The sequence below is a fragment of the Enterobacter cloacae complex sp. 2024EL-00214 genome (genome assembly GCF_043945575.1).
Classification (GTDB): Bacteria; Pseudomonadota; Gammaproteobacteria; order Enterobacterales; family Enterobacteriaceae; genus Enterobacter; species Enterobacter cloacae_P.
In genome coordinates, this window is the sequence record NZ_JBIMRC010000023.1 from 32,555 (window position 1) to 57,334 (window position 24,780).

Annotated in this window: 23 protein-coding genes and 4 tRNA genes; 8 read left to right on the forward strand and 19 right to left on the reverse strand. The window is 55.2% G+C overall.

Features of this window, described 5'->3' with window-relative positions:
- Positions 1-993 carry a lysophospholipase L2 gene (gene pldB, locus ACHHZ6_RS20745; protein ID WP_182273329.1) on the reverse strand — a complete coding sequence of 331 codons (993 nt, stop codon included), beginning with the start codon at positions 991-993 and terminating at the stop codon, positions 1-3.
- 109 nt (positions 994-1,102) lie between these two features.
- Here pldB and rhtB point away from each other — a divergent pair, with 109 nt between their 5' ends.
- Positions 1,103-1,723 (forward strand): homoserine/homoserine lactone efflux protein, encoded by a 621-nt coding sequence (rhtB, locus tag ACHHZ6_RS20750; protein ID WP_182273328.1) that lies wholly within the window; start codon positions 1,103-1,105, stop codon positions 1,721-1,723.
- Here rhtB and rhtC read toward each other — a convergent pair.
- The 3 genes from rhtC to pldA all read right to left on the reverse strand — a co-directional run bounded on the left by rhtC (position 1,720) and on the right by pldA (position 5,191).
- Positions 1,720-2,340, reverse strand: coding sequence for a threonine export protein RhtC (rhtC, locus tag ACHHZ6_RS20755; protein ID WP_182273327.1), 621 nt, complete (start codon positions 2,338-2,340; stop codon positions 1,720-1,722). The two genes, rhtB and rhtC, sit on opposite strands and share 4 nt — an antisense overlap.
- Before the next feature lie 61 nt (positions 2,341-2,401).
- Entirely contained in the window at positions 2,402-4,231 is a 1,830-nt protein-coding gene (recQ, locus tag ACHHZ6_RS20760; protein ID WP_182273326.1) for an ATP-dependent DNA helicase RecQ, read from the reverse strand.
- A 90-nt stretch (positions 4,232-4,321) separates the two neighbouring features.
- The gene (gene pldA / locus ACHHZ6_RS20765) at positions 4,322-5,191 is read right to left on the reverse strand and encodes a phospholipase A (protein WP_182273325.1); all 870 of its coding nucleotides are present in this window, start codon (positions 5,189-5,191) and stop codon (positions 4,322-4,324) included.
- Between the two features lie 162 nt (positions 5,192-5,353).
- On the opposite strand from pldA, the gene yigI reads away from it, so the two are divergent.
- Positions 5,354-5,821, forward strand: coding sequence for an acyl-CoA thioesterase YigI (gene yigI / locus ACHHZ6_RS20770; protein ID WP_182273324.1), 468 nt, complete (start codon positions 5,354-5,356; stop codon positions 5,819-5,821).
- Between the two features lie 51 nt (positions 5,822-5,872).
- Complete coding sequence (rarD, locus tag ACHHZ6_RS20775; RefSeq protein ID WP_182273323.1) at positions 5,873-6,769, forward strand: EamA family transporter RarD; 897 nt, start codon at positions 5,873-5,875, stop codon at positions 6,767-6,769.
- Positions 6,770-6,812: 43 nt separating this feature from the next.
- Here the strand turns inward: rarD and corA are convergent, their stop codons facing one another.
- The 8 genes from corA to ACHHZ6_RS20815 form a co-directional block, all read right to left on the reverse strand.
- A complete protein-coding gene (gene corA, locus ACHHZ6_RS20780; protein WP_008501540.1) occupies positions 6,813-7,763 on the reverse strand; it encodes a magnesium/cobalt transporter CorA in 951 nt (316 codons plus the stop codon).
- 151 nt (positions 7,764-7,914) lie between these two features.
- On the reverse strand, positions 7,915-7,971 hold the full coding sequence (ysgD, locus tag ACHHZ6_RS20785) for a YsgD/CorL family protein (protein WP_212743980.1): 57 nt from the start codon (positions 7,969-7,971) through the stop codon (positions 7,915-7,917).
- Positions 7,972-8,120: 149 nt separating this feature from the next.
- The gene (gene uvrD / locus ACHHZ6_RS20790) at positions 8,121-10,283 is read right to left on the reverse strand and encodes a DNA helicase II (protein ID WP_182273322.1); all 2,163 of its coding nucleotides are present in this window, start codon (positions 10,281-10,283) and stop codon (positions 8,121-8,123) included.
- 79 nt (positions 10,284-10,362) lie between these two features.
- A complete protein-coding gene (yigB, locus tag ACHHZ6_RS20795; RefSeq protein ID WP_182273321.1) occupies positions 10,363-11,079 on the reverse strand; it encodes a 5-amino-6-(5-phospho-D-ribitylamino)uracil phosphatase YigB in 717 nt (238 codons plus the stop codon).
- Positions 11,079-11,981, reverse strand: a complete 903-nt coding sequence (gene xerC, locus ACHHZ6_RS20800; protein ID WP_182919115.1) for a tyrosine recombinase XerC — start codon at positions 11,979-11,981, stop codon at positions 11,079-11,081. The genes yigB and xerC overlap by 1 nt, the downstream gene beginning before the upstream one ends.
- A complete protein-coding gene (locus tag ACHHZ6_RS20805; protein WP_182273319.1) occupies positions 11,978-12,685 on the reverse strand; it encodes a DUF484 domain-containing protein in 708 nt (235 codons plus the stop codon). The genes xerC and ACHHZ6_RS20805 overlap by 4 nt, the downstream gene beginning before the upstream one ends.
- A complete protein-coding gene (gene dapF / locus ACHHZ6_RS20810; protein WP_182274606.1) occupies positions 12,682-13,506 on the reverse strand; it encodes a diaminopimelate epimerase in 825 nt (274 codons plus the stop codon). The genes ACHHZ6_RS20805 and dapF overlap by 4 nt, the downstream gene beginning before the upstream one ends.
- 35 nt (positions 13,507-13,541) lie before the next feature.
- On the reverse strand, positions 13,542-13,745 hold the full coding sequence (locus tag ACHHZ6_RS20815) for a lipoprotein (RefSeq protein WP_182273318.1): 204 nt from the start codon (positions 13,743-13,745) through the stop codon (positions 13,542-13,544).
- Between the two features lie 136 nt (positions 13,746-13,881).
- On the opposite strand from ACHHZ6_RS20815, the gene cyaY reads away from it, so the two are divergent.
- A complete protein-coding gene (gene cyaY / locus ACHHZ6_RS20820; RefSeq protein WP_395122962.1) occupies positions 13,882-14,202 on the forward strand; it encodes an iron donor protein CyaY in 321 nt (106 codons plus the stop codon).
- A gap of 39 nt (positions 14,203-14,241) precedes the next feature.
- Here cyaY and cyaA read toward each other — a convergent pair whose 3' ends face one another.
- Positions 14,242-16,788 (reverse strand): class I adenylate cyclase, encoded by a 2,547-nt coding sequence (gene cyaA / locus ACHHZ6_RS20825; protein ID WP_182273316.1) that lies wholly within the window; start codon positions 16,786-16,788, stop codon positions 14,242-14,244.
- A 348-nt stretch (positions 16,789-17,136) separates the two neighbouring features.
- On the opposite strand from cyaA, the gene hemC reads away from it, so the two are divergent.
- Genes hemC through hemY form a run of 4 tightly spaced genes read left to right on the forward strand, consistent with a single transcriptional unit; the run spans position 17,137 to position 21,244 of the window.
- Positions 17,137-18,078 (forward strand): hydroxymethylbilane synthase, encoded by a 942-nt coding sequence (gene hemC / locus ACHHZ6_RS20830; RefSeq protein WP_182273315.1) that lies wholly within the window; start codon positions 17,137-17,139, stop codon positions 18,076-18,078.
- Positions 18,075-18,815, forward strand: a complete 741-nt coding sequence (gene hemD, locus ACHHZ6_RS20835; protein ID WP_182273314.1) for a uroporphyrinogen-III synthase — start codon at positions 18,075-18,077, stop codon at positions 18,813-18,815. Before hemC ends, hemD begins: the two co-directional genes overlap by 4 nt.
- A gap of 21 nt (positions 18,816-18,836) precedes the next feature.
- Positions 18,837-20,042 carry a uroporphyrinogen-III C-methyltransferase gene (hemX, locus tag ACHHZ6_RS20840; protein WP_395122963.1) on the forward strand — a complete coding sequence of 402 codons (1,206 nt, stop codon included), beginning with the start codon at positions 18,837-18,839 and terminating at the stop codon, positions 20,040-20,042.
- Between the two features lie 2 nt (positions 20,043-20,044).
- Positions 20,045-21,244: a protoheme IX biogenesis protein HemY gene (gene hemY, locus ACHHZ6_RS20845; RefSeq protein WP_395122964.1), complete on the forward strand. Its 1,200-nt coding sequence runs from the start codon at positions 20,045-20,047 to the stop codon at positions 21,242-21,244.
- 654 nt (positions 21,245-21,898) lie between these two features.
- On the opposite strand, the gene ACHHZ6_RS20850 is transcribed toward hemY, so the two are convergent.
- From ACHHZ6_RS20850 to wecG, 6 genes are all read right to left on the reverse strand, one after another.
- Positions 21,899-21,975, reverse strand: a tRNA-Pro gene (locus tag ACHHZ6_RS20850).
- Between the two features lie 46 nt (positions 21,976-22,021).
- Positions 22,022-22,107, reverse strand: a tRNA-Leu gene (locus ACHHZ6_RS20855).
- A gap of 22 nt (positions 22,108-22,129) precedes the next feature.
- Positions 22,130-22,205: transfer RNA gene (locus ACHHZ6_RS20860), tRNA-His, on the reverse strand.
- A gap of 67 nt (positions 22,206-22,272) precedes the next feature.
- Positions 22,273-22,349 (reverse strand) — tRNA-Arg (locus ACHHZ6_RS20865).
- Between the two features lie 102 nt (positions 22,350-22,451).
- Positions 22,452-23,837, reverse strand: a complete 1,386-nt coding sequence (locus tag ACHHZ6_RS20870) for an amino acid permease (RefSeq protein WP_182273311.1) — start codon at positions 23,835-23,837, stop codon at positions 22,452-22,454.
- 196 nt (positions 23,838-24,033) lie between these two features.
- A complete protein-coding gene (wecG, locus tag ACHHZ6_RS20875) occupies positions 24,034-24,774 on the reverse strand; it encodes a lipopolysaccharide N-acetylmannosaminouronosyltransferase (RefSeq protein ID WP_395122965.1) in 741 nt (246 codons plus the stop codon).
- Positions 24,775-24,780 lie beyond the last annotated feature (6 nt).

Here is a 24,780-nt window from a genome sequence, read left to right on the forward strand (position 1 = left end):
TCAGTTATGCCGGTTGAAAAACTCAACAATGGCGTTAAGCGCGACTGAGCGCATAGCGTCCTTTTCGAAAAGGATCTCATGGAATGCGCCGTTTATAACCAGCGGTTTTCGCCCTTCACAAGGGTGACCGGCGGCGGCGCGCAGTTCACAAAAGCGGTCATGCATGCGGTTATCGACCACACGCTCTTCTTCCGCCTGAATCAGGAGTGTCGGTGTGTCGTCATTGCCGACGCCAGTCAATACCTGCTCACCGGCCAGAATGCCTTCCCGCACCCAGTGATAAGTGGGACCACCGACGCGTAAACGCGGTTCATCGGCATAAAAGCGCAGGTTACGGCGATAACGCTGCCGACTGTGGGTTAACACATTGATGGCAAACGGTAGTGCCCGCCAGCGTCCTGTCCCGATGGCATACCCTTCACGAATGCGCTGATGGCCCTCAGCCCAGTCAAGAATATGACGCACCATCCAGTCAGGAAAACGCATCACGATGCCATACATCGGCGCGGTGAGCGCAATGGCATCGCACTGGTGCTCGTAACGCTGCAAAAACAGTGTGGAGATCGCACCGCCCATTGAGTGCGCAAGGATATAACGCTTACGCCACGGGCCTGGCTGAACTTCCTGTTGCCAGAATGCGGCAAGATCGTCGACGTAATCGCTGAAATTATCCACATGACCACGGTGCGTGTCCGATAACATACGACCGGAAAGCCCCTGCCCACGATGGTCAATAATCAGGACATCGAACCCTGTATGGACCAGATCATAAGCCAGTTCGGCATATTTAACGTAGCTTTCTATACGCCCCGGGCATATCACAATCACCCGATCATTTTTCTTATCCCGAAAACGGACAAAGCGTACCGGAACACGACCTACGCCTGTAAATTCATCTTCCTCACGTTGCCGCCAGAAATGGGTCAGCGGCCCCATAGAGAAAGCAGCAAATGCGTTTTCTCGTGTTTCCCAGTCCTTTTTCTGCTGAAACATCGGGTTTCCACCCCTGTAAGCCAAGGAATATCGTTTTTTCATCACTGGTCACAAAATGACTCAGCAATAGCGTATTGTGGCATAAAAACAGACGATTCGGGAGTTTCAAATGACCTTCGAGTGGTGGTTCGCTTACCTGCTGACATCCATCATCCTCAGCCTTTCCCCTGGCTCTGGCGCGATCAATACTATGACCACATCCATCAACCACGGCTATCGCGGTGCGGCGGCGTCCATTGCCGGTTTGCAGACCGGGCTGGGCATTCACATCGTGCTGGTAGGGATTGGTCTGGGGACATTGTTCTCCCGCTCTGTACTGGCGTTTGAGGTGCTGAAATGGGCCGGCGCGGCATATCTGATTTGGCTGGGTATTCAGCAATGGCGTGCCGCAGGATCAATCAACCTGAACACACTCGCTCAGGCACAAACGCGCGGTCGTCTGTTTAAACGCGCAGTGTTCGTTAACCTGACTAACCCGAAAAGCATTGTTTTCCTGGCCGCGTTGTTCCCGCAGTTTATCGTGCCACACCAGCCGCAGGTGATGCAGTACGTGGTGCTGGGTACGACCACCATTGTTGTCGACATCATTGTGATGATTGGTTACGCGACGCTGGCGCAGCAAATCGCGGCCTGGATTAAAGGGCCTAAGCAGATGAAGGCCCTGAATAAAGTGTTCGGTTCGTTGTTTATGCTGGTTGGCGCGCTCCTGGCGTCAGCGCGTCATGCTTAGCGAGAGATAATCAAATGGATACCGAAGCCGGTGAACAACGCGCCGGCAAAACCGTCAATCCACTTTGCGATGCGCTGGTAACCACGGCGCATTGCCGGTAAGGCAAACAGGCTTGCCACCACGGTGAACCAGGCAAACGTCTCAACGACAATCAGCAGGAAGATACCCCAGCGCGCCCCCGCGCCCACGCTGTCACCGACAAACAGAGAGAACACGGAGCCAAAATAGATGATCGCTTTCGGGTTCGCCAGGTTGGTCAGCAGCCCTTTCACAAAGCTACGGCCGCCCGTTGCCAGCTCAACCTTTGGCTCTTCCGGCTTTTTCACTTCTTTCTTCAGCGCTCCGCGCAGCATCTGGTAGCCCATCCAGCACAGGTAGAGACCCCCGCCGACCATAATAATGTTATGCAGCCAGGCCATCTTTGCCAGAATCAGGTTCAGACCGAGTAGCGCCACCGCCGCCCAGACCATGACACCCGCAGTGATACCCAGCACGCCCATCATCGCCTCTTTGCGGGAGCGGCTGACGGCCGTTTGTGACACGAAGAAAAAGTCAGGGCCGGGGCTCATCAGCGCAACGATATGCACTAACGCCACGGTGAGAAATAGCATTAACATAATTAGCTCGCGGGGAAATAATACAGTGAGTCACCATCCTGGCACTTTTTAGCCCGGCTGACTACTCCTCATCATCACCATCCGCGTGAGAACGGATGAGCGCCATAAACTCTTTACCGAAGCGCTCCAGTTTGCGCGTACCCACGCCGTTAACGCTGAGCATCTCGCCAGCGCTGAGTGGCATTTGCTCGGCCATCTCAATCAGCGTCGCATCGTTGAACACCACGTACGGTGGAATGTTCTCTTCATCGGCAATGGCCTTACGCAGCTTGCGCAGTTTGGCAAACAGCTTGCGGTCATAGTTGCCACCGTACGATTTTTGCATCACGCGTGGTTTCAGGGCGATAACGCGCGGAACGGCGAGCTTCAGTTCAATGTCACCGCGCAGCACCGGACGTGCGGCTTCAGTAAGCTGAAGCGCGGAGTGCTGGGCAATGTTTTGCGCGGCGAATCCCAGGTGGATCAGCTGGCGGATGATACTCACCCAGTGCTCGTGGCTCTGCTCTTTGCCAATCCCGTAGACGGGAAGTTTGTCGTGCCCCATATCGCGGATGCGCTGGTTGTTGGCTCCACGCAGCACTTCCACCACGTAGCCCATCCCGAAGCGCTGATTAACACGGTAGATGGTCGAGAGCGCTTTACGCGCGTCCATCAGGCCATCGTACTGCTTCGGCGGATCAAGACAGATATCGCAGTTGCCGCACGACTCCTGACGCCCCTCACCGAAGTAGTTGAGCAGTACCAGACGGCGGCAGGTTTGCGCTTCAGCGAACGCCCCCATCGCATTGAGCTTATGACGTTCGATATCCTGCAACTGTCCCTGCGGTTTCTCTTCCAGGCAGCGACGCAGCCACGCCATATCAGCCGGATCGTAAAACAGCATCGCCTCGGCTGGCAGACCATCACGCCCGGCACGGCCAGTTTCCTGGTAGTAGGATTCAATATTACGCGGGATATCAAAGTGCACCACAAAGCGCACGTTGGGCTTGTTAATCCCCATCCCGAACGCCACCGTTGCGACCACGATTTGCAGGTCGTCGCGCTGGAATTTCTCCTGCACGTCGGCGCGAATGTGATTTTCTAAGCCAGCATGATAGGCCGCGGCGCTAAAGCCACGGTTTTGCAGACGTGCGGCGGTGTCCTCCACCTTCGCACGGCTGTTACAGTAGATGATACCCGACTTGCCGCGCTGCTCCTGCACATAACGCAGAAGCTGATCCAGCGGCTTGAATTTTTCCATCAGCATATAGCGGATGTTCGGGCGGTCGAAGCTACTGACCTGAATCAGCGGATCATTCAGCCCAAGCAGGCGAACGATATCCAGACGCGTTGTGTCATCTGCCGTTGCGGTGAGCGCCATAAACGGCAGCTCGGGGAAGCGCTGACGCAGCTGACCAAGCGCGGCGTATTCCGGGCGGAAATCGTGCCCCCACTGCGAGATACAGTGCGCTTCATCCACCGCCAGCAGAACCGGGTTCCAGTGCGCCAGATGATCGAGGAAGTTATCCAGCATCAGGCGCTCTGGTGCGATATACAGCAGGCGGATCTGCCCGGTACGGCAACCGGCCATCACCTCTTGCTGCTGCTCACGCGTCTGCGTGGAGTTAAGACAGGCTGCCGCCACGCCGTTGGCGAGCAGTTGGTCAACCTGGTCTTTCATCAGCGAAATAAGGGGTGATACCACGACCGTCAGGCCGTTGAGCACCAGCGCGGGAACCTGATAGCAGAGCGATTTACCGCCGCCAGTTGGCATCACCACCAGGCAATCACGCCCTTCCAGCACGGTATCAATGATGGTTTCCTGGCCAGGACGGAACTGCTGGTAGCCAAAGGTTTCATGCAGAACCTGTTTAGCCAGCGATTCCTGATTCAATACTTCCGCCTGCGCCACGTTAACCCCATATGCCAGAAATAAAACAGGCGCTATTTTCAGCGCCTGAGAGAGAAACTTCAACGTTTAACGGAAAAACATTCGAGCAGCCTAGAAAATATCGTTCAACATCACGCCCACGCCGACGCGGGTCTGGTTGAAGTTGTAATCGATAAGCGACTCGCCGTAACCGCTGTAGACCTGCGTATACAGGCGCACATGCTTGCTCACCGGATAGCTCAGGCCCACTTCCGCACCACCGTAGCCGGTGTTCCAGTTGTACTGGCCTTTGGCGCTCAGCACCGCATCACCCAGTTGATAGCCAATTTTGAGCTGGTAATAGCCCATATATTTGGTGATGTCCGGGTTGTCATTGGTTTCGCCCACCACGTACCACGGCTTCACTTCCACCATCCAGTTGCCGTTTTGCGCCATCAGGCGGGTATAAAGACGGTTCCAGCTTCGGGAAGTCGGGTCGGCACGGCCGTTGGAGTCATGGTTAAAACCCATCTCTACGTCGCGCAGCGTCCAGCCCGCAAATTCGTAATCCGTTGCGAAACCGAGGAACAACTGCGGCTCGTAATTGGTTTCACGGAACGGCGAAGATTCACCGCTGTTGGAGAGCTGCCACCAGGATTTCTGCGTATAGGACGCCCCGAGCACCGAGTTCGGCCCTAAAATGCCACGCCAGAACGGGAAGGCGAGACTGAGCTGATACTTCACCTCATCCTTGCGTGCGTTATCTGACCAGTCATAGGAGCGAATGGCCTCCTTGTTGATATCGCTGGTCCAGGTATAGAGCAGATAGTTGGTGTCGTACGGGTAAAGCGTGAAGGGATTATCATGCTCCTGCAGCAGGTTGGCGATAATGCTGCCACGCACCGCTGGCGTATCGTGTACCTCTTTTACCGTCGCTTCCTGCGCATATGCTGTGAGAGGCAGCGCAATCGCCGCCAGTAACCAACCCAGATACGTCCGCATCGGTGGTGTTCTCCTGAAAAACAGATTGATTTCATGAATCGTTATGAGCAGACATTCTACAGGCTTCTTCAGTAACTTCCGCCTCCTCCTTTCTGAAAGTGGAAATCCTGAAGCATGAGGCATAAAATCAACATTTTGTTAACAAAAAGGATGTCAATTCTCATGTCAGCCACGCTTACCGCCGAAGAAACGTTAAAACTCGTGGGCGAGATTTTTGTTTACCATATGCCCTTTAACCGCGCGCTAGGGCTGGAACTGGAGCGGTACGAGAAAGAGTTTGCCCAGCTTAGCTTTAACAACCAGCCAATGATGGTGGGCAACTGGGCGCAAAGCATCTTGCATGGCGGTGTGATTGCCTCGGCGCTGGATGTCGCGGCAGGGCTGGTCTGTGTTGGTAGCACACTGACACGCCACGACACCATCAATGAAGATGAGCTACGTCAACGCCTGTCGCGCATGGGAACCATCGACTTACGCGTCGACTACCTGCGCCCCGGGCGTGGAAACCGCTTTACCTGCACCAGTAGCCTGCTGCGCGCGGGTAATAAAGTCGCCGTTGCCCGCGTTGAGTTACATAACGAAGAACAGGTTTATATCGCCAGCGCAACCGCCACTTATATGGTGGGTTGAGTGGGTAAAATCAGTTAAAGTGAATGCACTTTCTTGTAACGGATTTTCCCGATGGATGCTAAACAGACGCGGCAGGGCGTTTTACTCGCCCTTGCCGCTTATTTTATTTGGGGTATCGCTCCGGCGTACTTCAAATTTATCGCTTACGTACCGGCTGATGAGATCCTCACTCACCGTGTGATCTGGTCATTTTTCTTTATGATTGCGCTGATGAGCATCAGTCGTCAGTGGTCAGGCGTAAAAACATTGCTGCAAACACCGAAAAAGGTGTTTCTGCTGGCGCTCTCTGCGGTGCTGATTGGCGGTAACTGGCTGCTGTTTATCTGGGCGGTGAATAACCATCACATGCTCGAAGCCAGCCTGGGGTATTTTATTAACCCACTGGTGAATATTGTGCTGGGGATGATTTTCCTCGGTGAGCGCTTCCGCCGTATGCAGTGGCTGGCGGTGATCCTCGCCTTCTGCGGCGTACTGGTTCAGCTGTGGACGTTCGGTTCACTGCCGATCATCGCGCTGGGGCTGGCATTCAGCTTTGCATTCTACGGGCTGGTGCGTAAGAAAATCGCCGTGGAAGCACAAACCGGGATGCTGTTCGAAACCCTGTGGCTACTGCCAGTAGCCGCAGTCTACCTGTTTGGCATTGCCGACAGCTCCACCAGCCATATGGGCAATAACCCGTGGTCGCTGAATATGCTGTTGATGGCGGCAGGCGTGGTGACAACCATCCCACTGCTGTGCTTCACCGGTGCGGCGACGCGCCTGCGCCTCTCCACGCTGGGCTTCTTCCAGTACATCGGCCCGACGCTGATGTTCCTGCTGGCAGTGGTGTTTTACGGTGAAGTGCCGGGTGCGGATAAAATGGTGACGTTCGCCTTTATCTGGGTCGCGCTGGCGATTTTTGTCGCCGATGCAATTTATACCCAGCGCAGGACGCGTAAAGGTCAATAGGGACGTTATAGGGCGGGCTGGCACAACGCCACCCGCCAGATTCCTACAGCCAGTTGCGGCGCTTAAAGTACAGATACGGCGCAAGCCCGGCGAGGATCATAAAGATAATCGCGCCCGGGTAACCAAAGCTCCACTTCAGCTCCGGCATAAACTCAAAGTTCATCCCATAGCTTGATGCCACCAGCGTAGGCGGCAGGAACACCACGGATACCACCGAGAAGATCTTGATGATGCGGTTCTGCTCAATGTTGATAAAACCCATCGCCGCCTGCATCAGGAAGTTAACCTTCTGGAACAAGGATTCGTTGTGCGGCAGCAGGGATTCGATATCGCGCAGGATCTCACGCGCCTGCTCCAGCTGACCACCCGGCAAGCGTGCCTTACGCACCAGGAAGTTCAACGCACGCTGGGTATCCATCAGACACAAACGCACCTTCCAGCCGATATCTTCCAGCTCTGCCAGCGTCGAGAGCGCTTCGTCATATTCATCGCCCTGATGACCTTCCATGATAACGCGGCTCAGCTTTTCCAGGTCGCTGTAAATGTTTTCTATCTCATCCGCCAGCTGTTCGATTTTGGTTTCAAACAGGTCGAGCAACAGCTCATACGCGTTGCCGTCCACCATCGCCTGGCTACGGGCGCGCATACGGTAGAGACGAAATGCAGGCAGTTCGCGCTCGCGCAGGGTAAACAGGCGGCCATCGCGAATGGTAAACGCCACGGTGGAGTTACCCGCGTGGTCTTCCGCATCTTCAAAGAAGAAGAAGGAGTGAATGTGCAGACCGTCTTCGTCTTCAAAAAAACGTGCCGATGCTTCGATGTCTTCCAGTTCCGGACGGGTTGCCAGGCTTTGCCCCAGCTCAGATTGTACGCGAAGGCGTTCATCGTCGTCCGGCTCGACCAGATCCACCCATACGGCATCAATGAGGGGCTGTGACTCTTCGGCTTCAAGCCGAGTCAGTCGGTTATTTTCGAGTTGAAATGCGCTCAACATGACCGGGACTCCCAATGCAAAAAATATCGGACAGTTCGGTGGGCACACAGAAACAAATTGGGTTTCAGACCATTAAACAGCCTGACTCAGCGCGACGGGAATAATACAGGTCGCTGACAACCACTAAGGCCATCAGCAAGAGGAGATAGCCTTAGGAGTTGTTCCTGGATGACAGGGAATTGAGCCAGTATCTACTGGGTGTGTCCAAGGCGAATGTCCTCTTAGCGTAATCGTGCGCGCATGTTACGCCAGCAGTAACTGTGGCGTCAACACGCAACGGAACGCTGAAAGGCATTAATTGACCTTCAACGTATAAGGCTAGCAGATTATTACAAAATAATGATAATTTTCTGAATGTTACACTGTTTCCAGTCTGGCGTAAGCCGCCACCAGCCATTTGATCCCCTGCCCCTGGAACGCCACCTGCAGGCGGCTGTGCTCACCGCTGCCTTCCAGGTTTACGATGGTGCCTTCACCAAACTTAGAATGGCGCACGCGCTGGCCCAGCTTGTAACCGGTGTCGGTTTCAGAAATCGGTGAGCCCAGGCGCTGATGGCTGACCGGACGGCTGATGCTGGCGCGTAAACGAACTTCTTCCACGCATTCTTCTGGCAGTTCGCCAATAAAGCGCGACGGACGGTGATACACCTCTTTGCCATACAGACGACGAGTTTCGGCGTAGGTTAGCGTCAGCTTTTGCATAGCGCGGGTCACGCCCACATAGGCGAGACGGCGTTCTTCTTCCAGACGCCCACCTTCATCCAGCGACATCTGGCTCGGGAACATCCCCTCTTCCATGCCAACAATAAACACTTGCGGAAACTCCAGACCTTTGGCGGAGTGCAGGGTCATGAGCTGAACCGCATCCTGCCAGGTATCCGCCTGCCCTTCGCCCGCTTCCAGCGCAGCATGGGAGAGGAACGCCTGCAGTGGCATCAGGTCTTCGTCTTCTTCGTTGTAGCTGAACTGGCGCGTTGCCGTGACCAGTTCCTCTAAGTTCTCAATACGGGTCTGGCCCTTTTCACCTTTCTCCTGCTCGTACATGGTTCGCAGGCCAGAGTCTTTAATCACCCGGTCGGTCTGCACGTGCAGCGGCATATCTGCCGTCTCCTGAGCCAAAGCATCAATCAGTTCCAGGAAGCGCTGCAGCGCGCTGGCGGCACGTCCGGCGAGGGCTTTCTCCTGTAACAGCTCACGGCACGCCTGCCACAGGGTAAGCTGACGGTCGCGGGACGCCTGACGCACCACGTCCAGCGTACGATCACCAATGCCACGCGTCGGCGTATTCACCACACGCTCAAACGCCGCATCATCGTTACGGTTAGCAATCAGACGCAGATAGGAGAGCGCATCTTTGATTTCCTGACGCTCGAAGAAGCGCATCCCGCCATAAATCCGGTACGGCATACTCACCTGCAGCAGCGCCTCTTCCAGCACGCGCGACTGGGCGTTGCTGCGATAGAGAATGGCGCACTGCTCCAGCGCACCGCCGTTGTCCTGCCAGGTTTTAATGCGATTAACCACGAAGCGCGCTTCATCGAGTTCGTTAAACGCACAGTAGATAGAGATCGGCTCACCGTCGACGCCATCAGTCCACAGCTTTTTACCCAGACGCCCGTTGTTGTTTTCAATCAGGGCGTTGGCGGCGCTCAGGATGTTGCTTGTCGAGCGGTAGTTCTGTTCCAGACGAATAGTTTCCGCGCCCGGGAAATCCTTGAGGAAGCGCTGGATGTTTTCCACCTGCGCTCCACGCCAGCCGTAGATTGACTGGTCGTCATCGCCGACGATCATCACCTTGCCGGTATCACCCGCCAGCAGGCGGATCCACGCGTACTGAATGTTGTTGGTATCCTGGAATTCGTCCACCAGGATATTGGTGAAACGTTCGCGATAGTGCTGCAGGATATGCGGCTTGTTGAGCCACAGCTCGTGGGCACGCAGCAGCAGCTCGGCGAAATCGACCAGACCGGCGCGATCGCACGCTTCCTGATAAGCCTTGTAGACGTTTTGCCAGGTCTGCTCAACCGGATTACCGAAGCTCTGAATATGGTGCGGACGCAACCCTTCGTCTTTTTGACCGTTGATGTACCACATCGCCTGACGCGGCGGCCACTGCTTCTCATCGAGGTTCATTGCCTTGATCAGGCGCTTCAGCAGACGCAGCTGATCTTCGCTGTCGAGGATCTGGAAATCCTGCGGCAGGTTGGCGTCCATATGGTGCGCGCGCAGCAGGCGGTGCGCCAGGCCGTGGAAAGTGCCGACCCACATACCGCCCTGGCTGGTGCCCATCAGTTGTGCGATACGGTGGCGCATCTCTGCCGCCGCCTTGTTGGTGAACGTCACCGCCATAATGGAGTACGGCGAGCAGTGTTCCACGCTCTGCAGCCAGGCGATACGGTGAACCAGCACGCGCGTCTTACCACTGCCCGCCCCAGCCAGCACCAGCATGTTAGTGCGCGAGGCAGCTACGGCTTCACGCTGTTTGTCATTAAGGCTGTCGAGCAGGTAAGAAACGTCCATTGGCACCGTCACGTCATGTCGGGCAGGCGAATGTTCCCATTCGCCAAAACCCTGTTAATTTATACAGAACAATTGATGATTATATCAGCGTCGTGAGGGATGCCAACCGCGAAATTTCCACGTGCGGCAGCAGACGGCTGTCCAGCGTTGTCATCAGATCGGCATTTTCCGGTTTGATCCAGCAGGCCTGCATGCCGCAGCGGATCGCCCCGGCCACGTCCGTGGTCAGGTCATCCCCGACGTGCAGGATCTGACCGGGCGGCAGGCGCAGTTTTTGCGCCGCCAGATGGTACATATCGTTAAAGGGTTTCGAGCGTCCGTGCGGACCCGCACGCAGCACAAATTCAAAATAGTCGCCCAGACCAAACAACTCCGGCTGGGCATTGCCGTTGGTGATCGCCACCAGCGGCCACTTTTCGGCCAGTTTTGCCAGCGTATCATGTGTTTCCTGCGGCACATCAATGCGGCTGCGCCACCTGGCGAAGTTCTCCATTGAGGCTTCTGCCCCAATGGCCGCATCACGCGCGCTCATTCCTGCGTTCAGCATTGCCTGCTCAACCGCGCGGCGACGCCATTCCGTCACGTCATGATAAATCTCCGGCTCGGTCTCCCGCAGGGCCTGGCGCAGTCGCTGAAAGTCTTTACTCTGCATTGCCTTCAGCGCCGGATGGTAGTTTTGCACAAACGCCAGCGACTCCTGCTCGGTTCGCAGGATCACCTCACGGTTGTCGTAAAGGGTGTCATCAAGGTCAAATGTGATTGCGGAAATCTGACCGAGTGGGCGGTAAAAACGCATTATTTCCCCCGTTTGGCGCGTGGATGCGCCGCGTCATACACCGAGGCAAGGTGCTGAAAGTCTAAGTGGGTGTAGATTTGAGTGGTCGACAGATTCGCGTGGCCGAGAAGCTCCTGCACGCCGCGCAGATCGCCGCTCGATTCAAGCATATGGGTGGCAAACGAGTGGCGCAGCTTGTGCGGGTGAACATGGCTGTTCAGCCCCTGTTTGATGCCCCACTCAGCAAAGCGCTTCTGCACGTTACGCGCCGAGATCCGCTTCCCGAGTTTTGACAGGAATAGCGCATCTTCTTCTGCGCCAAACAGCCCGCGCAGATCCAGCCAGTGTTCAATCCAGGAGACGGCGTTGCGCCCCATCGGCAGGCGGCGCTCTTTGCTGCCCTTACCCATGACCCACACTTCGCCGGACTCGAGATCAAGGTGTTTTAAATCAAGGTTCACCAGCTCAGACAAACGCAGCCCTGCGCCATACATCACCTCCAGCATCGCGCGGTCGCGTACGGCCAGCGGATCGTTAAGATCGATATCCAGCAGGCGGTTCACATCGTCGACGTCGATATTTTTGGGCAGATGGCGCGGCGCTTTTGGCGTGGCGATCCCTTTAGCCGGGTTGGCTGTTAACCCCCCCTGGCTGACCAGCCAGTCGAAGAAACTGCGCAGGGCTGAGAGCCGGAGTGCCAGACTCGCCGGGCCTAGCCCTTTTTTGCGGCTACGCACGACAACCCCGCGTACCGTCGCAGCGTCACATTGTTGCCAGCTTTTCAGGCCGATCTCGTCGGCAATCTGCATGATGGCATCAAGCTGACGCTGATAGTTCAGCAGCGTAATGGGGCTAAGCTGACGTTCAACGCCCAGGTAGCGCAGAAATCGCGTGACGTCAGGGCCGAGCAGTCCGTCGGTCATACGCGCTCAATCCAGCGCTCCAGCAGCTCCGGCAGCATCAGGGCAATCTCCTGCAACAGATGCGTGCCTTGCCCCTGCTCATAGTGGTGTGCATCGCGGCTGGTAAATATCATCACCCCCAGATCGCCATCGCGCCCCATCAGTGACATCGCCACCGAGCCAATGGCTTTGGCCTCTGGTAACAGCAGCAGCAACTCTGGTCCGTTCAGCGGTCCCAGATAGTGGTGTTCATGGCCCAGACGCTGAATACGCAGCGGTTCAAACGCCTGACGGCTCAGCGCCAGATGGGTGAAGCCAGACGGTGCACCAATGCGCCAGCGGTCAGGGAAAAGACGAAGGGTTGCGCCAGCCAGCCCCAGCTCACGTGCCCAACGGTGGAAACGGCTGAGGAACTCTTCAAGGCTATGCGCCGACGCCAGACGTGCCTGCAGATGCAGCAGACGATAAAACAGGCTTTCGTTATTACTCGCCTGTTCCATCAGCAGCGTCATGTTCTCTTCGAGCTGATTGATATGGTTGCGTGAGCGCGCCATATGCCATTCGACCAGCGACACGGTTTCACGTACCGGATGCGGCACGCGCATCTGTTCGACGACGCGTGCATTGCGGATAAAAAACTCAGGATTGCGCAGCAGATAATCAACAACAGCTCTGTCGTCCAGTTCCGTCACCGTTTCCTGCAGTTCTTCCCCTGGTTGTTTCATAGATGGATAAACCCGTCATAGACATGTGCCGCCGGGCCAGTCATATACAGTGGATGACCCGGGCCTTTCCAGGCGATATCAAGACGACCGCCTGGTAATTCCACGCGAACCTCTTCTGCCAGTAATCCCTGAGAGATGCCGACTGCCACAGCAGCGCAGGCACCGCTTCCGCAGGCCTGGGTTTCACCCGCGCCGCGTTCGTAGACACGCAGGCGGATGTGCTCACGCTTCACCACCTGCATAAAACCGATATTCGCCCGCTCCGGGAAGCGTTCGTGGCTTTCCAGCACCGGGCCGAGGGTTTCGACCGCCGCGGTTTCCACATCATCAACCTGAATCACGCAGTGCGGGTTACCCATTGAGACGACGCCGCACAATACTGTCTGTTCGGCCGCACGCATAATATAGGTCTTTTCCGCTTTGTTCGCGCGAAACGGCACGGCGGAAGGTTCAAAGTTCGGCTCGCCCATGTTCACACGCACCAGCTCGTCATCGGTGACACTGAGCACCATGCGGCCATTAGCCGTGCTGACGCGAATATCGCGCTTGTTGGTCAGCCCTTTCAGGCGAACAAAGCGGGCAAAACAGCGTGCGCCATTGCCGCACTGGGAAACTTCGCTGCCGTCTGCGTTAAAAATACGGTAGTGGAAATCGAGATCGGGATCGTACGGCGGCTCAACCACCAAAAGCTGATCGAACCCCACACCCAGATGCCGATCCGCCAGACGGCGGATCAGTTCCGGGGAGAAAAAGACATTCTGCGTTACCGCGTCGACGACCATAAAATCGTTGCCAAGGCCATGCATTTTAGAGAACTGCATCATTTGCTCCATTGCGCGGGTACAGAACGTAATCGTCAGAGATTGACCTGAGTCGGACCGCCATTGTCGCCACGATCGTTCGTGGTTGGCGTCGTGGACTCAATACCGCTTTGCACCGGTTTCGTCGGCGGCGGCGCGCTTTTATCTGCAGGCGGGAAGTACAGCGGCCCTTTCAGACCACAGCCTGTCAGGCTAAACAGCGTGATGAGAACGGCAAGCGTTCGGAAAACGTTTTTCATTATTCAAGTTGCCCGTAAGTTCAAATCTGTTTCTATCATCGCAGGAGAAGACACAAAAGCAAGAGTTTGCCGCTTTCCTGCAACGGGAATTATTTAGCGTTATACTGCCGACATCACGAAAAACAGGAACAAAACCATGAACGACAGTGAATTCCATCGCCTTGCCGACACCCTGTGGATGACCATTGAAGAGTGTCTGGACGACTGGGACGGCGACAGCGATATCGATTGTGAAATCAACGGTGGCGTGTTGACCCTCAGCTTCGAAAACGGTAGCAAAATTATTATTAACCGCCAGGAGCCACTTCACCAGGTATGGCTGGCAACCCGTCAGGGTGGCTACCATTTCGATCTGAAAGAGGGCGAGTGGGTTTGCGACCGTAGCGGCGAAACGTTCTGGAACCTGCTGGAGCAGGCGGCGACCGCGCAGGCGGGTGAAAAGGTTAGCTTCCGGTAAGCGTTACACGGGTGGCGCTACGCCACCCGGTACAACGTCTCAGGAAAAATACTGCTGCAACAACGGAGCAGTCGCATCCTGGCTGGCAGGTACCGCAGGTGCCACAGCCTGGGTACGGAACGGGATGACCTGTGCACGACCGTCCACGTCCACAATCTGATAGAACTGCGGCAGGTTGAAGTTGATAAAGCTTGAGCCGTAGGTGAAACGGTCGTGTGACGACGAGTAGAAGCGGCTGACGTCGCGTACCAGCTCCTCTTTGCTGCCTTCACAGTGGTGATACACCTCAGCGCGGTTGGTTTCATCCAGGATGTAGATGTTAAAACCGGCGTCGTCACCCGACTCTTCAAAGAAGAACTGAATAATCCCTTCACTGGCAAAACCATCCACCACCTGCGGCAGTTTGACGTGGTTGGTTTCCACCTGTACTGACAGGCCATGCAGCTTGTTGTGCGAAATTGCGCCGTAGAACTCGATGGCGTTTTCCAGCTTTTGCACCGACACGTTCAGGCGTTCGAAGAACAGGCCCCAGGTCTGGCCGGAGACGCGCAGCGCTTTAAAGCGCCCGGTTTCCTGACGGGTACTGGAAAGACGCAGTTCAATGCACTCAGACACCAGTTGCTGCACGCGGGTGCGGATCAAACCGCGCAGATGCTGGCTGTAGCAGAACACCTCAACGCTGTCCGGCGGTGCGGCATCCTGGTGCATCTTACCGAGAATGGTTTTCAGCGCCTCGATCATCGCCTGCTCGCCGTTGAAGTGCAGGGTACGCACTTCGTTCCACGAGTTGCGGTACAGCAGGTCTACACTGCCGACCAGGCAGTTTTGCTGCTCGCCAAAGCTAAAGACGTCCAGCTTGCGGAAGTCAAAATGAACCACCTGATTGCGGAACGCCGCCGTCGGGTCATATTCCAGGTTGACGATAATCGCCAGATGGCGAATTTCACACGGGCTATAGAGCGCTTTTGGCGTCGGAGCCGGCAGACGCAGCGGGAAGTGGTGCGACACATCCGCCACCATTTCCTGCAGTTTGGCTAAATCGACCCCTTCGTTGCCTTTAATAAACAGGCGGGTACGGGAGGTCAACAGGCCATTGAACCAGGCCCAGGCCACCAGCTTGTTCAGGTAGCGGTTATATTCCAGCGGCTGATGGCTGATGATCGAGTCCATGCTTGGCGCACGGTTGTACAGATACCACCCGGTGCGGTTCGCACGGCCCGGAGGAACATAGATAAAGGTCAGGTTCGGTTCTGACAAATCAGGTGAAATCTGCGGGTTCACCAGCGTCACTTTGCCCGGCAGCGCTTCAAACGCGGCGTACAGTTTACGGGTCAGTACCCCAATATCCTGCGGGCTGGCGGAAACGCTGAGATTATTACGGCGCGCAAAGCGGATCAGGTTACGGTAGCTTTGCATCATCGCATCGAGCAGTTCGTTGTGCGCTTCACGCACCTGATCGATTTTCCAGTTAGCGCGGTTGTCGAGCATGGACAGGCGCTCTTCGTCCCATCCCCACTCTTTGACTAACTGACTGACCACTTCACGACGCCAGCCCACGCATGCGCGTTCGCGGCTCAGTTTTTCACAAACTTTGAGATAAAAACACCGACGCACCAGGTCAAGACGCGTGGTGTCATCTATGGCTTTCAGGTATTCGGTAACGCGTTCCAGCATCATGCAGTAGGCATCAAGCCCGAAGGAGACAATCTCCCCGTCGTGCAGACGCTGCTTGATATCTTTCGCCAGCAGGCGCGGTGTGGGGTATTCCCAGGAATAGGCTTCGAGCAGCAGCGTTTTCAGCACCGCTTTATACGGTGAGTCGATACTTTTATAGAGCTGCCAGAGGCTCGCACCAAAGTACTCTTCGGCAGACAGGGAGCTAAGGCCACCCAGATCCAGCCATTCGTTTGGCGTCAGTACGCCCTGCGCATACAGCGACATGACGTAATCATCGTAATGCTCTTCTTCTTCGCACGGCACCATATTCCACAGAATACGCTTACCGGCCAGGCGAACGGCAGTACGGTAAAACTCATCCAGCAACAGGATGTGCTGCGTTGAGCCGCAGTCTTCACCACCCAGACTGCCGCTTTCGTTATGGCGGAAACGGTTTTCATCAATCAGGAAGAAACTCACTTCCACACCGAGCGATGCCGCCCAGCTTTCCAGCAGGCTGCATTTACGCTGCAACAGCTGACGCTCGTCGTTATCGAGCCAGGATTGATGGCAGACCCAGATATCCAGGTCAGATGAACAGCTTTGCCCTACCGATGAGGTACTCCCCATAGAGTAAACGCCAGTGATTGGCAGCTCGCCTTTCGGGGATTCCTGTGGCGGCATGCCACGGTAGAGTTCCAGCTCGTTCAGATAATGCTGTTGGGTTTCATCAGGCGTGAAAACGCAGATGCCACGGGGAACGTTACCATCGAGGTAACCCGGCATCAGCGGGTGGTGATAGTGCAATAATGTCGGCAGCAGACTGTAAACCTGCTGGAAAGCAGGTCCCATAGCAGCAAGCGCGCGATCCACACGCAGTTGATTTATGGCATCCAGTCTCTGTTTCAGAGTCTCAATATAGAGGTACAAGACGTATCGCCTGATGTTTCCGGTGTCGCAAGCTATTCCAGAATCGAATAACGGCGAGCCCGCAGTATTTCAAAAAGATAACCGTTACCCTTTTTCGCCCTTATCTTTAATGGTGGTACCGACGAAAAAATGGTCTAAAACGTGATCAATTTAACACCTTGCCGATTGACCGTAAAGAAAGTTGCGCTACATACAAGTGTAGCACCGTTCTGTACGTGTAAATTCCTGAATACGGCGATGGCTGACGAGAACGCCGCCTTGTCCCTCTTTATCTTCATCAACCGAAAACTGCCATCCCAGAGTCAACAATGTTAGGATGGTTAGCGATTGATAATGACGGTAACAAGCATGTTAGACAATGTTTTGAGAATTGCCACACGCCAAAGCCCTCTTGCGCTCTGGCAGGCACATTATGTTAAGCAGCGCCTTGAAGCCTGCCACTCCGGATTGCGCGTCGAGCTGGTGCCAATGGTCACGCGCGGTGATGTGATTCTTGATACGCCTCTGGCGAAAGTCGGCGGAAAGGGCTTGTTTGTTAAAGAGCTGGAACTGGCATTGCTTGAGAACCGCGCCGATATCGCCGTTCACTCAATGAAAGATGTCCCCGTTGAGTTTCCGGAAGGGCTGGGGCTGGTGACCATCTGTGAGCGCGAAGATCCGCGCGATGCCTTTGTCTCCAACCACTATGATTCGCTGGATGCATTGCCAGAGGGCAGCGTGGTTGGCACGTCAAGTTTACGCCGCCAGTGTCAGCTGGCTGAACGCCGCCCGGATCTGGTCATTCGCTCGCTGCGCGGTAACGTTGGCACACGCCTTAGCAAGCTGGATAACGGTGACTATGACGCAATTATCCTCGCCGTGGCGGGCCTGAAGCGCCTGGGGCTGGAGTCACGCGTTCGTGTCGCGCTGCCGCCAGAACTGTCGCTGCCCGCCGTGGGCCAGGGTGCCGTCGGTATTGAGTGCCGCCTGATTGATGCGCGTACCCGTGAGCTGCTTGCACCGCTCAACCATGACGAGACCGCCATCCGGGTGAAAGCCGAGCGGGCAATGAACACCCGCCTCGAAGGAGGCTGTCAGGTACCCATTGGCAGCTATGCTGAATTAATCGACGGTGAACTGTGGCTGCGTGCGCTGGTTGGCGCACCGGACGGTTCGCAGATGGTACGTGGTGAACGTCGCGGCCAGCCACAAGACGCCGAACAGCTTGGCGTATCGCTGGCGGAAGAGCTGCTCAATAACGGCGCTCGTGAGATTCTGACCGAGGTTTATAACGGAGAACCCCCTGCATGAGTATTCTTGTCACCCGCCCTTCTCCCGCAGGAGAGCAATTAGTGAGCCGTCTGCGCGCACTGGGGCAGGTGGCCTGGAGTTTTCCGCTGATTGAATTCTCCCCTGGTCGGGAGCTGTCTGCGCTCACCGACCGTATGAATACCCTGCAGGCAGGCGATCTGCTCTTTGCCCTGTCGCAACATGCCGTGGAATTTGCCCAGGCGCAATTGCAGCAGGAAGGACAACGCTGGCCAACGGCCCCCCGCTACTTTGCTATTGGTCGCTCCACCGCACTGGCTTTGCATACCGTAAGCGGAATTGACGTTCGTTATCCGTTAGATCGGGAAATCAGCGAAGTCTTGCTACAATTACCTGAATTACAAACCATTGACGGAAAACGGGCGCTGATTTTACGCGGCAACGGCGGGCGCGAATTGCTGGGTGAAGCGCTGCGGGAACGTGGTGCCAACGTCACGTTCTGCGAATGCTACCAGCGCTGTGCAAAAAATTATGATGGTGCGGAAGAGGCAATGCGCTGGCATATGCGCGGCATCAACACCCTGGTGGTCACCAGTGGTGAAATGCTGCAGCAACTTTGGTCGCTGATTCCACAATGGTATCGTGAAAACTGGTTACTCCGCTGTCGGCTTCTGGTCGTCAGTGAGCGTCTGGCGAACCATGCCCGGGAACTGGGCTGGCAAGATATTCGGATCGCTGATAACGCCGACAACGATGCGCTGCTGCGCGCATTACAATAACTCTCATAATGGGAAGCCATAATGACGGAACACGAAAAATCCTCCGCCGTGGTTGAAGAGACCAGGGAGACTGTGGACACCACGTCACAGCCAGAGACGACTAAAAAGGCCGCTGAGAAGAAAAACGGCAGCAATAAAACCAGCCTTGCACTCAGCGCGATTGCCATCGCCATTGCGCTGGCCGCAGGCGTTGGTCTGTATGGTCTTGTTAAGCAACAAAGCACAAACCAGACCGCCACCAGCGACGCGCTGGTCAACCAGCTCACAGCCCTGCAAAAAGCGCAGGAGACGCAAAAAACCGAGCTGGAAAGCGTTATCAAACAGCAAGCGACTGCGCTGGCCGAAGCCAACAGCAAGCAGGAAGAGCTGACCAAACAGCTGGGTGAAGTGCAGCAAAAAGTCGCCACCATTTCCGGTACTGATGCCAAAACCTGGCTGCTCTCACAGGCCGATTTCCTGGTGAAACTGGCCGGACGTAAGCTCTGGAGCGATCAGGACGTCACCACCGCTGCCACGCTGCTGAAAAGCGCCGATGCCAGCCTGGCTGACATGAACGACCCAAGCCTGATCACCGCACGTCGTGCCATTACCGCCGATATCGCCAGTCTCTCCGCCGTTTCGCAGGTGGATTACGATGGCATTATCCTCAAGGTAAACCAGCTCTCGAACCAGATTGATAACCTGCAGCTGGCGGATAACAACGACGATGACTCCCCGATGGATTCCGACGGCACCGAGCTTTCCAGCTCACTGAGCGAATGGCGTGTGAACCTGCAAAAAAGCTGGCAGAACTTTATGGACAGCTTCATTACAATTCGTCGCCGCGACGAAACCGCCGTACCGCTGCTGGCTCCTAATCAGGATATTTACCTGCGCGAAAACATTCGTTCCCGCCTGCTGGTTGCCGCACAGGCCGTACCACGCCATCAGGAAGAGACCTATAAACAGGCGCTGGATAATGTCTCTACGTGGGTACGTGCTTACTACAATACCGATGATGAGACGACCACCGCATTCCTCGAAGATATTGATAAGCTGAGCCAGCAGAACATCACCATGAATGTGCCGGATAAGCTGGAAAGCCAGCCTATTCTGGAGAAACTGATGCAGACGCGTGTGCGTAACCTGCTGGCACAGCCGGGCGTTCCGGCGGAACAGGCCGGTGTTGCCCCTGCTGTCGTACCCGCGCCCGCCCCTGCACCTGAAAACACGCCACAAGGAGAGTAATCATGTTGAAAGTGCTTTTACTCTTCTTATTGCTGATCGCCGGGATCGTTCTGGGACCAATGCTTGCCGGTCATCAGGGCTATGTGTTGATCCAGACCGATAACTACAACATCGAAACCAGCGTAACGGGACTGGTGATCATTCTGATCCTTGCCGTCGTGGTACTGTTTGCCGTGGAATGGCTCCTGCGCCGCATTTTCCGCACCGGGGCGCATACCCGCGGCTGGTTCGTGGGTCGTAAGCGTCGTCGTGCCCGTAAGCAAACCGAACAGGCACTGCTGAAGCTCGCCGAAGGGGACTATCAGCAGGTTGAAAAGCTGATGTCGAAAAATGCCGACCACGCCGAGCAGCCGGTGGTGAACTACCTGCTGGCCGCTGAAGCAGCGCAACAGCGTGGTGATGAAGCCCGCGCCAATCAGCATCTGGAGCGCGCATCAGAGCTGGCCTCCAGTGACCAGATCCCGGTAGAAATTACCCGCGTTCGCCTGCAGCTGGTACGTAATGAAAACCACGCAGCGAGACACGGCGTAGACCGTCTGCTGGAAATTACCCCACGTCACCCTGAAGTGTTGCGTCTTGCCGAGCAGGCTTACATTCGTACTGGCGCGTGGGGCTCACTACTGGACATCATTCCTTCAATGGCGAAAGCGGATGTGGGTGACGATGAGCATCGTGATGCGCTGCAGCATCAGGCGTGGATTGGGCTGATGGATCAGGCACGTGCCGATCTGGGCAGCAATGGTCTGAAAGACTGGTGGAAGAATCAGAGCCGTAAAACACGCCAGCAGATCCCACTGCAGGTCGCGATGGCAGAACATCTGATTGAATGTGACGATCATGACACAGCTCAGGAGATCCTCCTTGATGGCCTGAAGCGTCAGTATGACGATCGCCTGGTGATGGTGATCCCGCGCCTGAAAACCAATAATCCGGAACAGCTTGAGAAATTGTTGCGCCAGCAGATCAAAACCGTGGGTGACCGCCCGCTGTTGTGGAGCACGCTGGGCCAGTCGCTGATGAAGCACGGTGAATGGCAGGAGGCAAGCCTCGCCTTCCGTGCGGCACTGAAACAGCGTCCGGATGCGTTTGACTACGCGTGGCTGGCCGATACGCTGGACAAGCAGCATAAGCCGGAAGAAGCTGCCGCTATGCGGCGCGACGGGTTGTTGTTGACGTTGCAGAATAACAACACCCAGCAGTAAACATGAAGGAGGCCAGCTGGCCTCCTTTTTTATCGCCCTTCCCCTGCTACATTCCTTACACCTTCATCAGGAAACGAACCCGCCGGTTGTAACAAGGAAATCTTCATGAATGATGCTCACCTGTAGTCATGAGCCGTTGCCAGGAATAAGGCATAAAAAAACGCCTGCTATAAAAGCAGGCGTTAAAACAGGTCTTTAAGACAACATATTTGGTGCTTCACTCAACGTTGTGTCCATGGTGTTTGATGAGGCCGAAGCGACATCTGTCAGTGGACGATAAGCACCGTAAACGGCTCTGCGTCATTCCTGAGTATATGAGGCACTAAGGCGAACATAAGAGATGGAATGAGCATCTACACGCATATTATTGCACGTAACATGCCAACGTTACACGCAGAACTTTTACATCGCGCAACATTTTAAGATAAAAGGAATTTCTGCTGTTAAGACCCGTCTGAACCCACACAACGTACCGCTAAGCATGTCGATGTGTCGCCAGAAAGAGACAACAATGCCACTATCAGATAATTTATTTATTTTTTATGTAGTTAGGTGTCGCTGAATGGCGACATTAAGAAACGGCATTGTCGGGGAGTGGCTACAGGGCGATAAATCTCAGAAAACAAAAAACCCCGCCGAAGCGGGGTTCAAAATTGGTCGGCGAGAGAGGATTCGAACCTCCGACCCACTGGTCCCAAACCAGTTGCGCTACCAAGCTGCGCTACTCGCCGATGTACTGCTTTTTTGAATTTTTAGTTCAATTCATTTAAAAAGTCGTGGTGCGAGGGGGGGGACTCGAACCCCCACATCCTAAGGACACTAACACCTGAAGCTAGCGCGTCTACCAATTCCGCCACCTTCGCAATTCACAACTCTTTCAAATAATGGGGTGGCTAATGGGATTCGAACCCACGACAACTGGAATCACAATCCAGGGCTCTACCAACTGAGCTATAGCCACCACTGTATTCTTTCACGCGGTACTGACTACTTCTCAGACCACCGCAGCTCTAGCGCCGGGACTAAAATGGCGCGCCCGACAGGATTCGAACCTGAGACCTCTGCCTCCGGAGGGCAGCGCTCTATCCAGCTGAGCTACGGGCGCTTAGCGCCGTTGCGGGGCTGGATATTACGTACCTCCGTCCCCGCTGTCTAGTGCTTTTTTTAAAAAAATGCGCGTTTGGTTATGGTTTGCACATTTTGCCGCTTATTCCTCCACTTTCTGCGTGGTGGCGCGGCGACCCAGACCAAATAGCTTATATCCCGCCGTGACGGCAGCCAGGAAGATCATCCCGACAAACAGCGACATGCGGGTATCTTCATTAAAGTACATCCCGATTAATACGCAAATCAGGAACGCCATCGTCAGGTAGTTCGCATACGGGAACAGAATGGAACGGAACGGATGGCTGGCAATCGCCTTTTTATGCGCATGACGGAAACGCAGCTGGCTAATCAGGATAACAAACCACGGAATCATCCCCGGCAGCACGCTGGCGCTATAGACATACACAAAGACGCGCTGCGGATTAGGAATGATGTAGTTCAGACATGAACCGACCAGCAGAATCACAATCGATACCGCCACGCCCGCCACCGGAATACCAGAACGCGACACTTTGCCCATTGCTGCAGGCAGCTGGTTGTTTCTGGAAAGTGCGTAAAGCATGCGGCCACAGCTGTACATTCCGCTGTTACAGCCGGAAAGTGCCGCCGTCAGCACCACAAAGTTAATGATACCTGCCGCCGCCGTGATACCAATCTTCGCAAAGGTTAAGACAAACGGGCTGCCTGTCGTGCCGATTTCATTCCACGGGAAGATGGTCACAATAACGAAGATCGCACCCACGTAGAAAATCAGGATACGCCACAGCACTTTACCTACTGCGCTACGCAGTGTGACCTGCGGGTTTTTCGCTTCACCAGCGGTAATACCGATAAGTTCCACACCCTGATACGAGGCCACAACGATACACAGCGCCGTCAGGAAGCCTTTCCAGCCCCCCGCGAAGAAGCCTCCGTGTTCGGTCAGGTTACCGAAACCAATGGCGTGTCCACCGTTACCAAAGCCGAAGAAGATAACGCCCAGGCCAACCACAATCATCACGATAATGGTGGTGACCTTGATCATCGCAAACCAGAACTCAATCTCACCGTACAGGCGCACCGCGGCAAGGTTTGCCAGCGCCACCAGCCCCACGGCTATCAGCGCCGGTATCCACTGAACCATGTCAGGGAACCAGAACTGCACGTAGACCCCTATCGCGGTGATTTCCGAGATACCCACTGCCATCCACATAAACCAGTACGACCAGGCCGTGAGATAGCCAAAGAACGGGCTCATATAACGGTGCGCGTAAACGGCGAAAGAACCGGTCACCGGTTCCAGGAACAACATTTCGCCCATTGAACGCATGATGAAGAAAACAAACAGCCCGGCGATGATATACGCCAGTAATACAGAAGGGCCTGCCCATTTGAGCGTACTTGCGGAGCCCATAAACAGGCCCACGCCGATAGTGCCGCCCAGCGCTATCAATTCAATATGTCGAGCTTCCAGCCCACGCTGAAGCTCTGGTTTTTTCTCTGCCATAAATCCTCGGTTGTGTTTGCTGTTTCCCGGCTTTTTGCCGGTTATTGTTTTTTGGGGTACTGAAATACGGAGCGAATGGTTTCTTAAAATCGGGCAAATGGCAAACGATGCATAAAAAAAATGAATGCATTGCACAGAATCGCAGCAGTTTTGCAGGAGAGTTGCAGCGCGAACAGCATATCGCGCTACATTTTGATTACATTTTCCCGGTGTAGTGCCAGGTGAGATAACGCAGCAAACGGATCTGCCGTTTGATACGCGTCGGTTGCGATAACAGACGGTACAGCCATTCCAGCCCCAGGTTTTGCCATACCTTTGGCGCGCGTTTAACGTGACCGGTAAAGACGTCGTAGGTGCCACCAACGCCCATATAGAGGGCATTCGGGCAGACCTGACGGCAATCGCGCATCAGGATTTCCTGACGCGGGGAGCCCATCGCTACGGTGACAATCTTCGCCCCGCTGTCACGTATGCGTTCAAACAGAGCCTGTCGATCTTCCGCTTTGAAGTAGCCATCCTGACTGCCCACAATGTTAACATTCCACTGACTACGCAGCTTCTGTTCGGTTTGTGCCAGCACATCCGGCTTACCACCAATCAGGAACACGGGTGTGTGCTCTGCGCCTGCGCGCGCCATCAACGCTTCCCAGAGATCGGCTCCCGCCACACGTGAAACATTAGCATCGGGATACTTTTTGCGGATAGAACGCACCACGCTAATACCGTCAGCGTATTTAAACTCGGCGGCTTCTATCAGGCTTTTCACTTCAGCATTATCTTCTACCGCCAGCATCTTTTCCGCGTTGATGGCCACCAGAGTACCGGATTTCATCTGGTCATCAGCGAACAGAAAATCCAGCGCGTGTTGCATATCACGCCAGCCAATAAGCTGCAGACCGCGCAACGCATAACGCGGCGCGGAAGTTGTATCAGTCATGACAAT